Source organism: Brevundimonas faecalis, from assembly GCF_040549405.1.
Taxonomy (GTDB): domain Bacteria; phylum Pseudomonadota; class Alphaproteobacteria; order Caulobacterales; family Caulobacteraceae; genus Brevundimonas; species Brevundimonas faecalis.
Genome location: NZ_JBEPTF010000001.1, coordinates 675,139 through 688,302, shown reverse-complemented (window position 1 = coordinate 688,302; position 13,164 = coordinate 675,139). Strand labels below are relative to the sequence as shown.

The 13,164-nt window shown below is 63.1% G+C and carries 19 protein-coding genes; 9 read left to right on the top strand and 10 right to left on the bottom strand.

All coding sequences use genetic code 11. The features are described 5' to 3' along the window. Positions 1-26 precede the first annotated feature (26 nt). From ABIE19_RS03235 to ABIE19_RS03210, 6 genes are all read right to left on the bottom strand, one after another. Entirely contained in the window at positions 27-950 is a 924-nt protein-coding gene (locus ABIE19_RS03235) for a bis-aminopropyl spermidine synthase family protein (protein WP_354087681.1), read from the bottom strand. Further along, positions 947-1,522: an AAA family ATPase gene (locus ABIE19_RS03230; RefSeq protein ID WP_346522180.1), complete on the bottom strand. Its 576-nt coding sequence runs from the start codon at positions 1,520-1,522 to the stop codon at positions 947-949. Before ABIE19_RS03230 ends, ABIE19_RS03235 begins: the two co-directional genes overlap by 4 nt. A 199-nt stretch (positions 1,523-1,721) precedes the next feature. Beyond that, positions 1,722-2,723 (bottom strand): HEPN domain-containing protein, encoded by a 1,002-nt coding sequence (locus tag ABIE19_RS03225; RefSeq protein WP_354087680.1) that lies wholly within the window; start codon positions 2,721-2,723, stop codon positions 1,722-1,724. Beyond that, positions 2,717-2,989: a conjugal transfer protein TraD gene (locus tag ABIE19_RS03220; RefSeq protein ID WP_354087679.1), complete on the bottom strand. Its 273-nt coding sequence runs from the start codon at positions 2,987-2,989 to the stop codon at positions 2,717-2,719. The genes ABIE19_RS03225 and ABIE19_RS03220 overlap by 7 nt, the downstream gene beginning before the upstream one ends. Positions 2,990-2,993: 4 nt before the next feature. Then, a complete protein-coding gene (locus ABIE19_RS03215; protein WP_354087677.1) occupies positions 2,994-3,302 on the bottom strand; it encodes a conjugal transfer protein TraD in 309 nt (102 codons plus the stop codon). A gap of 99 nt (positions 3,303-3,401) precedes the next feature. Further along, positions 3,402-3,842 (bottom strand): Ros/MucR family transcriptional regulator, encoded by a 441-nt coding sequence (locus ABIE19_RS03210; RefSeq protein ID WP_435521126.1) that lies wholly within the window; start codon positions 3,840-3,842, stop codon positions 3,402-3,404. Positions 3,843-4,045: 203 nt separating this feature from the next. Here ABIE19_RS03210 and traA point away from each other — a divergent pair, with 203 nt between their 5' ends. After that, on the top strand, positions 4,046-6,232 hold the full coding sequence (gene traA / locus ABIE19_RS03205) for a Ti-type conjugative transfer relaxase TraA (RefSeq protein WP_354087676.1): 2,187 nt from the start codon (positions 4,046-4,048) through the stop codon (positions 6,230-6,232). Here the strand turns inward: traA and ABIE19_RS03200 are convergent. From ABIE19_RS03200 to ABIE19_RS03190, 3 genes are read right to left on the bottom strand one after another with little or no spacing between them, the layout of a single operon-like run. Then, positions 6,177-7,259 carry a reverse transcriptase family protein gene (locus ABIE19_RS03200; RefSeq protein WP_354087675.1) on the bottom strand — a complete coding sequence of 361 codons (1,083 nt, stop codon included), beginning with the start codon at positions 7,257-7,259 and terminating at the stop codon, positions 6,177-6,179. The genes traA and ABIE19_RS03200 overlap by 56 nt on opposite strands. 1 nt (position 7,260) lies before the next feature. Then, the gene (locus ABIE19_RS03195) at positions 7,261-7,575 is read right to left on the bottom strand and encodes a helix-turn-helix domain-containing protein (RefSeq protein ID WP_346522174.1); all 315 of its coding nucleotides are present in this window, start codon (positions 7,573-7,575) and stop codon (positions 7,261-7,263) included. A gap of 40 nt (positions 7,576-7,615) precedes the next feature. Then, positions 7,616-7,807, bottom strand: a complete 192-nt coding sequence (locus ABIE19_RS03190) for a hypothetical protein (protein ID WP_346522173.1) — start codon at positions 7,805-7,807, stop codon at positions 7,616-7,618. Positions 7,808-8,428: 621 nt separating this feature from the next. On the opposite strand from ABIE19_RS03190, the gene ygfZ reads away from it, so the two are divergent. The 8 genes from ygfZ to ABIE19_RS03150 all read left to right on the top strand — a co-directional run bounded on the left by ygfZ (position 8,429) and on the right by ABIE19_RS03150 (position 12,538). Beyond that, complete coding sequence (ygfZ, locus tag ABIE19_RS03185) at positions 8,429-9,220, top strand: CAF17-like 4Fe-4S cluster assembly/insertion protein YgfZ (RefSeq protein WP_354087674.1); 792 nt, start codon at positions 8,429-8,431, stop codon at positions 9,218-9,220. A gap of 102 nt (positions 9,221-9,322) precedes the next feature. Next, positions 9,323-9,775, top strand: coding sequence for a hypothetical protein (locus ABIE19_RS03180; protein ID WP_354087673.1), 453 nt, complete (start codon positions 9,323-9,325; stop codon positions 9,773-9,775). Next, positions 9,772-9,972 carry a helix-turn-helix transcriptional regulator gene (locus ABIE19_RS03175; protein WP_354087672.1) on the top strand — a complete coding sequence of 67 codons (201 nt, stop codon included), beginning with the start codon at positions 9,772-9,774 and terminating at the stop codon, positions 9,970-9,972. The genes ABIE19_RS03180 and ABIE19_RS03175 overlap by 4 nt, the downstream gene beginning before the upstream one ends. A gap of 62 nt (positions 9,973-10,034) precedes the next feature. Beyond that, on the top strand, positions 10,035-10,205 hold the full coding sequence (locus ABIE19_RS03170; RefSeq protein ID WP_354087671.1) for a hypothetical protein: 171 nt from the start codon (positions 10,035-10,037) through the stop codon (positions 10,203-10,205). 32 nt (positions 10,206-10,237) lie between these two features. Beyond that, positions 10,238-10,396, top strand: coding sequence for a hypothetical protein (locus tag ABIE19_RS03165; protein WP_354087670.1), 159 nt, complete (start codon positions 10,238-10,240; stop codon positions 10,394-10,396). An 80-nt stretch (positions 10,397-10,476) separates the two neighbouring features. Next, entirely contained in the window at positions 10,477-11,448 is a 972-nt protein-coding gene (locus tag ABIE19_RS03160) for a TraB/GumN family protein (RefSeq protein ID WP_354087669.1), read from the top strand. Positions 11,449-11,542: 94 nt separating this feature from the next. Then, positions 11,543-12,130 (top strand): DNA-3-methyladenine glycosylase I, encoded by a 588-nt coding sequence (locus tag ABIE19_RS03155; protein WP_354087668.1) that lies wholly within the window; start codon positions 11,543-11,545, stop codon positions 12,128-12,130. A gap of 39 nt (positions 12,131-12,169) precedes the next feature. Next, a complete protein-coding gene (locus ABIE19_RS03150) occupies positions 12,170-12,538 on the top strand; it encodes a hypothetical protein (RefSeq protein ID WP_354087667.1) in 369 nt (122 codons plus the stop codon). Between the two features lie 25 nt (positions 12,539-12,563). Here ABIE19_RS03150 and ABIE19_RS03145 read toward each other — a convergent pair whose 3' ends face one another. Beyond that, positions 12,564-13,121, bottom strand: a complete 558-nt coding sequence (locus ABIE19_RS03145) for a DUF6980 family protein (RefSeq protein WP_354087666.1) — start codon at positions 13,119-13,121, stop codon at positions 12,564-12,566. Positions 13,122-13,164: the final 43 nt, after the last annotated feature.

Below are 13,164 nucleotides of genomic sequence, written 5' to 3'. Positions count from 1 at the left end.
GGAGCCCAGCACCGGGGCGGACGATGTCATTTGCGAGCATTTTCGAGGTACTCCAGGCTGTATTCATCCTCGTGCGCCACGCCGTAATCTAATCTTCTCTTAGCGCGGACATAACGAACGGTGGGGGGCTGATCTAGTCCGTAGAAATTTGCGAGCCGGTCGCCATCAACAATAGCTTGGCTATTGCCTGGAGACGGATTTCCCGGAAGCGCTGACACGTAGAGATTGCATGACTTTAGGTCCGGTGCATCATCGAGATGATACTCGTGAAGCTTTCTCTGCATCCTAGAGACGTAGAATCCATGCGATGACGCGAAGCTCTGCACTCCAGCCAGAACGTGTTTTGGCCACTCCAGCGCGTCGTCGTCGGCGATTACGATTACACCTTCACCCGCGTGCTTCGTGGCTTCCATGCCGCGTTGGATAAATACATTGACGCTCCGGCCCGCGTTTGACGCCCCCCAAGGCGGGTTTGTGTAAAAGCAATCAAAGGGATTTGTTGGCTCTAGGGCGTCCAGCACGTTGTAGAGCTGAGCATCAAGGTTGGTGATGCCTTCGCGGTCAGCGAAATTCTTGACAGCCTCCACTGTGCGCTCATCGAAGTCGAAGACGGTGATGTGCGACGGCCCGAAGTTTAGGACCCCTCGCGCCTTCAAATAGGCCACGCAAACGCTAATCGCATCACCATCGCCGATGAAGGCCAGGCGTTTCCCGTCGGCCCAATCGGCGATCATCTCGCTTTGAAGTACCATGTCTCCGGTTTTCATGTGGATCTGATCGAACACCCTCAATGGGCGCGGTCGATTCTGGACTACATCCGATACCGCATTTATGGCCTGACGCAGATCAATCCGACGACGCTCAGAGGGTGGAACAGCCGTCCCAACGACTGGACGGCTCTTTTGGCGCTTCATAAGGCTCAAGCGCGATACCCAGCTGGCAAAGCTCATGACAAACGCCCCACGAGGCGCTTAACCAGCGCCTGCTGGTCTCGACCAGTATCGAAGAGGTAGACGGGACAAGGAGCAGTCACGCCGTAGATTGCAGCTATCGAAGCTTGCAACCCCGTGTGCATGCGCGCCTCCTCCTCGGTTACTGCTGGGCGTCCCCCATTGTCTGCGGCAATACGATTGCACGTCTCTTCGGGACTTACGAAAGTGACCCAAATTTCACTTGGATCAAGTGCGGACAGCTGTGACGCGGAAAAGGCAGTAATCCGGAATCCAAAATCTTCCTTCGTTACCGGGTGACTATCAATAAGGATCGGATGCGAATCGCGGTTCGTGGATACGAACTCCAGCAATGCCCGATCCACCTCAACAATATCCTCAGGCGTCACAATGGCGCTGGAACGCGCCCGGAGGTCTTCGTGATCGGCTGCGCCGTACTTCGTCCTGCAATGCTGCGTGAGCCGCTTCCCGTATTCCCAAATCAGCAGGGAGGGCAGTTGCTCGTTTAGCAGGCGCGACGTTGAGCTTTTTCCAGACGCCGGAGCGCCTGTGAGATAGATAACCTTTGGCACGCTCCCCCCCTGTACTTTGGAGAAGTCTTACCAAACATCGTTACATGTCAAGGCGTTTTGCACGCTAAGCGCGAGCGCCCAGCCTGCGGCGCGTGGCACCACAAAGAAAATCTGGCTTAACAAGCATCACGCGGTTGGTACGCCATGCGGAAACTGGCCGCGCATCAGCCAGTTCGCCGATGTCAGCTTCTGTCGCATTTCAGCCTTTCCTGGCGGTGCTCAAGCCATTCAATCGATCGCGGCAGATCGTCTCCACCATGTTCTCGAGCACTTTCAGTCGCTCGAGCATCCAGGCAAGCTCCTCGGCAGTCACCCGATAATGCTCGGAGTACCGCGCCTTCACATAGGCCGCGCGCAGGAGCTCAAAGCACCGCTTCTGGAACTTCGTCTCCGTCGGCCATACCTCCGCCAACCGCGCATCGATTGGCTCGGCTGCATTTCGCAGCCGGACCAGATTGTGGGACTTCGGCGTGTACAGCGTCGCGACGAGCAAGACGGCGTTGTAGAAGTTCTCCGCAGCCTGATGGAGATGGAAGGCCGCTAGGCTGTTCCATTCGTTCTCAATGTCTAGGCGAGCGTGCGTGATGAAGCGGCTCGCGGACCCCATATTCTCGGCGTAGTATTTCTCGGCCTCTTTCACCGCCGCATCGCTTGGAAGAGGTTGCGGATCAACAAATGGATGGTCCGGCGCCTCGAACAGCACCACGCCCTCGCGCACGATGTCCGCAAAGAAGTACCGGCCCTGGGCCAGCTGGTCGTTCACGTCCTTGAGCGAATGAATGATCAGGTCGGCGGGGGTGCGCAGATTGGCGCCCGAGGCGAGGTCCCGCCGCAGACGCTTCTCCGCGCCTTCCCAGAACTCCAGCACATCCGTCAGCTTTTCGTCGCTGACAACGACGAGCAGATCGAAGTCGGAGAAGTAGCGCCCGACGGGATCCTCCACCCAGTCGCCCCGAGCGTATGATCCGTAGAGGATGACCTTGAGGATCTGGCCGTCCTTAACGCCTTCGGCGCGCCGGTTGGCGATAGCCTTGCCGAACTCGTCCTTGATGACGCCGAGCACGTGCTCCAGCTCGCGGCGTTTGCCCAGCGGCAGATGATCGAGACTCGTCTTCATCTGGCGAGTCTTGCCGTTACCGCCGCGCTTCGCAAGGCGAAGCTCCTCGCGGCCGGCTCTGTGGTATTCGCGACGGATCACCATGGGGCGGGAGCATCGCCGCTGGGGGACTCCTTGTCACCCCTGAAGGCGCGACGCCCCCGGTGCGCCAGAACCGCCATGGCCTCGTCGCGCCGATCAGAATGCAGCATGGCGGCGACGACAAGCAGGCCGCCGAAGATGACGTTACGGTCGTCGCCCGTGAGTTCGACCAAGCCTGCCTTCTGCACCAGACCGCCCAGTTCGATCAGGTGGCGGGTGCGGGCGCGCCGTGCGTTCTGACTTTCCTGATGATCTGCCCGCCGCTGCATGGCTTCAGTCCGGCGCATCAGGGCTGGGAGACGGTTCAGTCTGTGGATCGTAAGGCGGAGCGCTTGCCGCAGCGGCGCGCGTCCGCTGGCCGCGAAAGAAGGCTTCGCCACGCTGGCGCCATTGGCCTCGGGTCTGCTCGTTCTTCTCGGTCGCTGCGACACTCAGCGCGCCCATGAGGATGTCGGCACCTAGGGCGTCCGCGCCGCTGGCGATAACAAGTTCGCCGAGTTGGGTGACCCGGCGCGCCTTCAGCGCGGTGGCGCGTTCCGCCAGCGCCGCGAGTTCGGCGTCGATGTCCCTGGGCTTTCGCATGATGACGGCTCTCTCTTCCTTCGAAGAGCCGCCATCATGCTTCGGTCCCGCCTTGCGCGCGCCCCCGTAAGTCTGCGGTGGCGCGAGGGTTGGTAGGCGCTACTTGGCCGCCGGCTTGCGGCCGCGTTTGGCAGGCTTGCGACCGCCCTGGCCGAGGCCCATCGACTTGGCCAGCTCCGAGCGTGCAGCCGCGTAGTTCGGCGCCACCATCGGATAGTCCTTCGGCAGGCCCCACTTGGCGCGATAATCCTCCGGGGTGAGGCCGTACTTGTTGAACAGATGGCGCTTCATCGACTTGAAGGGCTTGCCGTCTTCCAGGCAGATGATGTGGTCCGGCGTGATGCTCTTCCGGATCGGCACCGCAGGCGCCTGCGGTTCTGGCTCGGGCGCCGCAACCTGGGTCGTGCCAGCCAGCGCGCCATGCACGCCCGCAATCAGGCGTGGCAGGGCGTCGGCGGCGATCGCGTTGTTCGACACGAAGGCCGAAACGATGTCGGCGGTCATGCCGATCAGGTCGGTCTCGGCGGTCAGCTCATCCATGCATTCAGGTCCTGGCGGTGGGGGAATAGTGCGGCTCAGCCTTGCATGTACTCTCATGCCTGGAAACCGGACGCGATGGTGGATCGCGGCTTTCCACCTCCGTAGACTTGCGGGACGCCAGTCCCCGTCACGACGGACATGCTGTCCGGAGTGCGCGCTTATACGTCGTGCCGACGTGCGCTTTGCTCGGGGCCGCTGCGGTCGTGGCCATCTACCACTTCTCCGCCAAGATCATCTCTCGCTCGACCGGCCGCAGCGCTGTGGCGGCGGCGGCCTATCGCTCGGCGTCGCGGCTGTTCGACGAGCGCACCGAGCGGCCCTGCGACTACAGCCGCAAATCCGGCGTCCTGCACTCGGAGATCCTGTTGCCGGATGGCGCACCAGAGCGGTGGTCCGACCGGCAGGCGCTCTGGAATGAGGTCGAATGGGGAGAGAAGCGCAAAGACGCCCAGCTCTGCCGCGAGATCGAGTTCGCCCTACCCGGAGAGATGCAGCCCGCTGACGCTGTCGAACTGGCCCGCGCCTTCGTCCAGCGGGAGTTCGTGCGGCGGGGCATGGTCGCCGATCTGAACGTCCACTCTGATGTTGGCCACGACGGCCTGCCCAAGCCTCATGCCCATGTGATGCTGGCGCTGCGGGAAGTCGGCGCCGACGGCTTCGGCGCCAAGGCGCGGGACTGGAACAGCACCGCCCTTCTGGAGCACTGGCGCGAAGCTTGGGCTGAGCATGTGAACGCTCGCCTGGCCGAACTCGACCACGACATTCGCATCGATCACCGCAGCCTCAAGGATCAGGGCATCGAGCTTGAACCCCAGTTCAAGATCGGCCCGGCCGCTGCGCGATCTGAGGCGCGCGGCCGGGCCTCGGAACGGGCCGAACAGCACCGCGACATCGCCCGGCGTAACGGCGAACGGCTGCTGCGCGATCCGGCCGCCGCACTCGAAGCCCTGACCCACACGCAGGAGACCTTCACCCGCCATGATCTGGCGCGGTTCGTCTTCCGCCACACCGACGGCAAGGACCAGTTCGACCGGCTCCACGCCAGGATACTGGCGTCGCCGGAACTGGTGCCTCTGGGGCATGATGAGCGTGGACGAGAGCGCTTCACCAGCCGCGATCTGATCCGCGCCCAGGAGGCCATGCTCCGGGCGTCTGACCGGCTGGAGAGTCGGTCTCATCACGCCATCACCGAACGCTCCGGCCGCGCCGCCAGAGCGGAAATGGTGGCCATCGGACAACTCGGCGACGAGCAGGTGCTGGCGGTAGCGCATGCACTGTCGGCCGGGTGTCTGGCGGCGGTCGTCGGCTATGCCGGGACGGGCAAGAGCACGGCGCTCGGCGTGGCGCGCGCGGCCTGGGAGGCGGAAGGCTACCGGGTGGTGGGCGCCGCGCTCAGCGGCATCGCGGCGGAGAATCTGGAGAAGGGCTCCGGCATCCCGTCGCGGACGCTGGCGAGCCTGGAGTACGCCTGGGCGCGCGACCGGGACCACCTCACCCGGGATGATGTGCTGGTGATTGACGAGGCAGGCATGGTCGGGACGCGGCAGATGCGCCGCATCCTCGAAGCGGCCGAGCGCGGCGGCGCCAAGGTCGTGGTGGTCGGTGATCCGGAGCAGCTTCAGGCCATTGAGGCCGGGGCGCCGTTCCGGCGTCTCGTGGAGCGACACGGTGCCATGGAAATCACCGAGGTGCGACGCCAGCGCGACGAGTGGCAGAGGGCGGCGACCCGTGAACTGGCAACGGGTCGGACCCAGGCCGCCATTGAGCGATATGATGCCGCTGGCGCTGTCCACGGGCACGACACACGCGATGACGCGCGTAGAGCGCTGGTAGCGGACTGGATGGCGGATCAGCAGCGCAATCCGGCCGCGTCCCAGATGCTGCTGGCCTACACGCGGGCGGATGTGGCGGAACTGAACCGGCTGGCGCGGGAGATGCTGCGGGCTGCCGGAAGGCTCGGGCCAGATCAAGCGGTGGAGACCACAAACGGCGAACGGGCCTTTGCCGTTGGGGACCAGGTGATGTTCCTGCGAAATGAACGGTCGCTCGGCGTCAAGAACGGGACTCTCGGGACGCTGACCGCGCTCGGTCGATCAGGGATTGAGGTGCGGCTGGGCGACGGGCGAAACCTGCGGTTCGACCGCAAGGAATACGCGGACCTGACGCACGGCTATGCCGCCACGATCCACAAGATGCAGGGGGCGACGGTTGATAGGGCTTACGTCCTGGCCAGTCGCCACATGGATCGGCATGCGACTTATGTGGCGATGAGCCGGCATCGGGACACAACGAAGTTGCGGTATAGCCGCACCGAATTTGCCCAGATGAGCGTGCTCACCCGTTCGCTATTGAAGGGTCGAGCACATCGATATCTTGATCGGTCTCGCTGACAGCCGGTGCGCTGGTCGTCCGAGGTGCTGGCATCGCCCAAGGTGGTTCATCTCCGGCGTGGGGGATGTTCGGAGTGGCTGCAACGCTAATGCCCCGGGGAATTCCCGTGTCCGCAATTCGAGCCCTGTCAATCTCCTGTTTCTCTCGGATTGCTCTATCGCGCTTGCCCCGCCAAGTAACAGGATCGATTTCTGCGGCTTCACACAGCCTTCCCACTAACGGCTTTAGCGCATCGAAGCGTTCGTCATTATTCTTCGCACGACGTAGCGCTTCTTCTGCTTCTCTAATGCGGAGCTGCCGGGGGAATGGGACCTTCGGTCCAGTTTTTGTTTGAGCTACCCCCGTAATGACCTTCGAGGTACCTGGAGGAAAGTACTTAATCTTATGGGCCTTGAGCCGAACGTCTCCGACGAGGCGCCTTATATCATGGATGGTCTTACGACGAACAAACCGCCCAGTAAGAGTCATGTCATCGACGTAAAGGGAAAAGACCGCATTGCTCTCGCGCGCCACCTCGTTCACGGCGTCAAATAGATCTTTGTAGACCCAAAACGAAAGAAGTGGACTAGCATTTCCGCCAGTCGGCAGATGGCCGTTATGCGTAAGAATGCGAGTCATCAGCCCGGCGACATCTCCGGACCATTCGAGATCGTTTGTTAGAAACGAATATACCTGGGCAGACCGAGAAGATCGGTAGAATTTCTTTATATCGACTTTCGCTGTCGATTGTTCTGCTACGTGATCCCTAGCGTTCGTAACGTAGGATCGCTTTTTTACGGACGAATGAAGATAGTCTGGAGTTTCAATTTGCGCGAGTAGTGCAGCAAACCGACGATGAATAGCCTTGATCTTGGGCTTCGGGGCTTCAATCCACCTTCCGTCTTGGTCGTATTCCATATAATTTGTTTCGGACGCTGCCAGTTTTTCAAGCTCCTCGCCAGAGCAATGAAGTATGGCAGCAAGGCGTTTAAATGAGCGAACTCTAAAGATAGCACTTTGGTTGGGTGATACCTTTATGCGCTTCATCTTACTTTAGCCGGTCATCCTTGCGAACATCCGAAATGTCGGAAATCCACTGCAACATTTTTACGACTTTGCCGCCGATAGCAATTCTAGCGGATTCAACGGCCGAATTATCTTTTTTATGTTCATCAAAGAACAAAAGAGAAGACATTGGTATGGCAAATGCATCGCTATATTTCTGCAGAACCTCAAGCGTAACCTTCTTTTGGCCGCTCTCCAGTTCGCTAATATAAGATCTAGAAAGCCCCACCTTCGCGGCAACTTCTACCTTCGACAGATTGTGGAACGATCTAACAATGCCAAGTGTATCGTTCAGCATAACATCTCCAATCACGCAAAAAGATTACTCCCTGAGGCGCTTAGAAGAACGACAGGATAAACTTCACCAACTTAAACAGGCCGAAACCCATATTGATGAAAAATACCAGCGTTTGTCGATGTACCAGCGCCTTTCGAAAAAGAACACGGGCGACCGAGATCGCCTTCTGGAACTTCGCCTTCAATTGCTTCTGCCAACCCTCGGTAGGGTCGTTGTGAGCCGAAATGCTCATTTGGACATTCTCCTTGATGACCTGACGAAAGTGTCAGGCAGCGCTCACCAGGGAGGGAGTTTTGAGTTGGCAGCATTAACCCCAGGGGCATCCCTGCCGCGCAGCGCAGCGCGCGTAGCGGCTCTAACCGGGAGAGAGGGGGAGCCCCCTCACGACACCAGCATATGGTAGAAGCCGAAGCTTCCTCAGGATGGCCTTTCGGACTTCCTTCGCTTGTTGCGCATCTCCTTACCTAACGATGATTGGTAGATAGCACATGCGTTCGCCCGGTCAAGGATAAAGTTCGCTATTGGCGAACAATCTTGCATTTCAGCGACGATCCAGTCGTGCCGACAGCTACAGCGCCGGGCTTCGACGTGATCGTGTGTAGCTGCACAGGCGCTACACATGATCAGCGAATTCGAAAAAACACCCTAGATACGCTATGTTGGGACCTGCCCTTCTCCCACAAGGGGAGAAGGGGTAGCGCGCTAACGCCTTCGGCTGCTTGAGCGCATCCTCCCACAAGGGGAGAAGGGGTAGCGCGCTAACGCCTTCGGCTGCTTGAGCGCATTCTCCCACAAGGGGAGAAGGATTCCGGAGGCACTGTCGCTCTCCCCCTCCCCTCCCTATCTTGGCGGCATGCCTATCGCCCGCCTCGACAGCCGCGCCCTGATCCGTGTCACCGGACCCGACGCCCGCCCCTTCCTGCACAACCTGTTGACCCAGGATGTGGAGACCCTGGCGCCCGGCGCCCTGCGCTTCGGCGCCTTGCTGTCTCCGCCGGGGCGGCTGCTGTTCGACCTCTTCCTGTGGGGCGAGGAGAACGGGGTGGTGCTGGACGTCGCGGCCGAGCGGCGCGACGTCCTGGTCCAGCGCCTGTCGATGTACAGGCTGCGGTCCGACGTCGAGGTCATGCCCATCCCGGACGCCGTCTTCGTCGCCTGGAACGAGGCGCCCGAGGGCTTCGTCCCCGACCCCCGCCTGCCCGCGCTGGGCGGCCGCCGCTGGGGCGATCAGTGCGAGACCGACGCGACCGAGGCCGACTGGCAGGCCCATCGGCTGAGCCTCGGCGTGCCGGATCCGACGGCAGATACCCTGCTGGACAAGACCTATCCGATCGAGGCGGATTTCGACCTGCTGAACGGCATCGACTTCCACAAGGGCTGTTTCATCGGTCAGGAGACGACCTCGCGCATGAAGCGACGCGGGACGATCAAGAACCGGATGACGGCCATCGCCTTCGACGGCCCCCCGCCGGAACGCGGCGCCGAGGTGCTGAACGGGGAATTGCGCGCCGGAGAGGTCATGACCGGCGTCGAGGGCCGGGCCATCGCCCTGATGCGGATGGACCGTCTGGACGGGGATCTAACCGTCGACGGCCGTCCCGTGCGGGTCGAGAAACCCGACTGGATCCCTGATTTTCAAGGGTAATTTCCGAATTACGGAAAATCTGCTTGTCATGATGTAAATGTCGCTTGACGTCTGGCGGCGCATTGGTAAAGTTTACTTGTCACAACGACAGGGGAGCTTGTCATGAACACCGCAACCAAGACCGCCGCCGGCGACAAGAAGAAGATCGACGACCTGACGGCCGGCCTGTGCGCCCTGACCGTGGTCAGCGTCAGCGCCACGGCCGCCACGCCCTTCTGGCCCCAGACCTGGGGTCAGGCGCCCTCCATCGGCGTCGTCGCCCTGGCCGCCGGCCTGGCGATCTTCCTGGCCCTTCACACCCTCTACTGGTGGCGCAATCTGGATGAGGCCGCCCAGGAGGCTCACAAGTGGGCCTGGTGGTGGGGCGGCAACCTGGGCTTCATCATCGGCGCCGGGGCCGTGATCGCCTCCGCCCTAGCCGGGATCGACCTGCTGCCGGCCCGCGTCCCCCATACGGACGCCGCCCTGATCGGCCTGGGCGTCGTCGGCGCCTTCGCCGGACAGGCCGTCGGCTACGGCCTGGCCTGGTGCTTCTGGTGGGCGGCCCGCCGATGAGCAGCGACTTCGTCAACCGTCTCAAGGTCTGCCGGGCCGAGCGCAACTGGACCCAGGCCGACCTCGCCGAAAAACTCGGTGTCTCCCGCCAGACCGTCCAGGCGCTGGAAAAGGGCCGCTACGACCCCTCCCTTCCCCTGGCCTTCCGCATCTCCCGCCTCTTCGGCCGACCGATCGAAGCCATCTTCGTTCAGTGAAATCGGCGAGGCCCCGCGCCCGCCGAATCTCAAAAACACACCGACATTCAAAGGACTGACCAATGACCTGCGCCAACCGCATGGGCCAAGCGGCCGAACACGTCTCCAGCTTCGCGATCGGCGTCTGCGGCGCCCTGCTGATCAGCATCGCCCTGATGACCATTCCCAGCCCCAGCGAAGCCGCCGCCTGGATCGCGGCGCCCGCCGCCGCCGCCTCCGTCTCCGCCCGCTGACCCCCATCCCTCTCGTTCAAAGGACCCGACCCATGTTCAACCTCTGCTCCGTCGCCGCCGAACGTTTCTCCGGCTTCGCCCTGGGCCTCTGCGGCGCCCTGCTGATCACCACGGCGATCGAGGCCGTTCCGACCTTCGGCCAGGCCCAGCCCGCGGCCGTCATCGCCGGCGCCGTCTCTCACGCCCTCTGATCCGACGCTTCGGCCTCCCGGCCGACGCCCGCGCCGACCCGACCGGCGCCCCCACACCCCGACAATCCAAGGATGCTCCAATGACCCTCGCCGACCGCATGGGCCGTACGGCCGACCGTGTCTCCCGCCTGGCCCTCGGCGTCTGCGCCGCCCTGGCCGCCAGCACGCTTCTGGCCGCCTTCCCCGGCGCCGCCCACGCCCAGCAGGCAGCTGCGCCCGCCGCCGCCGCACCCATCCCCCGCGCCGAGGGCGCCGGCCCCGCCTTGTGGGTGCTGCGGGACGCGGACTCGACCGTCTATCTGTTCGGCACGATCCACTATCTGCGCCCCGGCACGGCCTGGGGCTCGGACAAGGTGGACGCCGCCTTCGCCGGGGCGGACCAGTTCTGGGTCGAGGTGGCCGACCAGGACGACCCGAGCGTGGCCGCCCGGGTGGCCCAGCAGCACGGCGTCACTCCCGACCGCCCCCTGTCGTCCATCCTGTCGGCCGAGGACTTCGCCGCCTTCGACAAGGCCGCCCAGGGCGTGGGCGCCAGCGGCGCGGTCCTGGACGCCTATCGCCCCTGGCTGGCCGCCTTCATGGTCGCCGGAACCGCCCCGCTCCAGGCCGGCTATCGCCCCGACGCCGGGGTCGACAAGACCCTGATGGACCGGGCCCGGGCCGAGGGCAAAACCGTCCACGGCTTCGAGACCGCCGACCGCCAGCTGCGCCTGATCGCCGGCATGACCGAGGAGGCCCAGGTCGCCTATCTGAACAACTATGTCCGCAACGGCGGCCAGATCGTGCCCAAGCTGGACCAGACCGTGGCCGCCTGGCTGAAGGGCGACGCCGCCGAGGTCGGCCGCCTGAACCGCGTCGACACCCGCGACGTGCACGAGGACGTCCATCGCGCCGCCCTGATCGTCCGCAACGCCGACTGGACCGACCAGATCGAGACCCTGATGAAGGGTTCCGGCTCCGCCTTCGTCGCCGTCGGCGCCGCCCACCTGATGGACCAGGACAGCGTCATCGACATGCTGACCGCGCGCGGGTTCAAGGTCGAACGGCTGTAGGAGACGGCTTCAGCGGCGCGGAAGGCCCGGCGACGCCGGGCCTTTTCGCCTGTCTCGGCCTTGCATTGCCGGAACATTCCAGCAACATCGCGCCATGACCGAATCCGAAAAGGCTGAAGGCCGCTGCGGCTGGTGCGGGACCACGGACCCGCTCTACATCGCCTATCACGACACCGAATGGGGCGTGCCCGAGTACGACGCCCGCGCCCTGTGGGAGAAGCTGGTGCTGGACGGCTTCCAGGCCGGGCTGGCCTGGATCACCATCCTGAGAAAGCGCGAGGGCATGCGCGAGGCCTTCGACGGCTTCGACCCCGAGATCGTCGCCCGCTACGACGAGGCGGACCGCGCCCGCCTGCTGGCCGACCCGCGCATCATCCGCTCGGGCACCAAGATCGACGCCGCGATCAACGGCGCGCGCATCTGGCTGGAGATGCGCGACAACGGCGAGGACTTCTCCGCCTGGCTCTGGTCCTTCGTCGGCGGCGAGCCCCTGGTGAACCAGTGGGGCCATTTCCGCGAGGCCCCGACCCAGACGCCGCAAAGCGTCGCCATGGCCAAGGCCCTGAAGGCCCGCGGCTTCAAGTTCTGCGGCCCCGTCATCACCTACGCCTTCATGCAGGCCGTCGGCATGGTCAACGACCACCAGACGACGTGCTTCCGGCATGGAGAGGCGGGCCGGTAGGCGGAATTCCCACGCCGCCTCGCCTAGCTTGATGCCGAGATGACCCAGCCCGTCCCCCGCTTCATCGCCCCCGCCATTGTTGTTTTCGCCGTGTCGGCTGTGACCTTGGCCGGCCTTGGGGGGATGATGATCGGGGCCCGCATTTACGCCCTCTTCGGCGCCGGCGTCCTGTTCTGCCTGCTCATGTTGCTGGTGTTCGAGATGGTATTGAGCGGGCTTGTTTCAGACGCGTCGCGTTACGCCCTGGCCGCCGGCCAAGGCGCCCTGACAGGCGCTTGCAGCAGCCTGTTCTTCTTTCCAGGCTCAGGCTTCATCAGCCTTCTCGGACTCACCGCCGCAGGAGCGGCGATATCGATCATCATTCATTGGGCGCGTGAACTGCGGTCTGCCATGATCTCAGGCCGTTAAGCCTGAAGGCGGCCCGCTTACGACCTTAATCAGCGCTCTCGTCGTCGAGGGGAATGTCGAAAAATTCGATATATCGGCCGGCGATGGCTCCCCTTTGTCTTGAAGGCGGGTTGCCCTTGGCGACCCCTCGCCATGCACCGCTTTGAAACTCTTCGGGAATAGGATCGATATTTGGATCGATGCCCCGCGCCTCCAACTCATCGAACCAGCGGTCGCGCTGAGACGGCGGAAGCTGAACGCCGCACCACGGGCAATAGAACAGCTGCTGCCTGGCGTCGCCAGCCGACAGCCAGTAAAGGTCGAACCGCGCATCATAGCGAACCGAGCCCCAATCGTTCTGCGGATGGGCGGCCATATGGCTGGTCAGGTGATCTGAATCGTCTTCCATGTCGTTGTTTATCCAGCTTTTCAGGCCGGACGGAAGCACTTGCTTCCTACCTCCTGGGCGAACCTCAGGTCGCAACCCGTTGCGAACACCGAGCGGACGATTGGCCGCCGCCCGGTCTTGTGGCACGAAGCGACGGTGATCGAGACTGAAGCCCTGTTCCGGATTGCAGACGCCGCCGAGGACGCCGGCGATCATGACCTTGCGCGCCGGTCGTTCGAACGCTGCGCGGCGCTTGGAG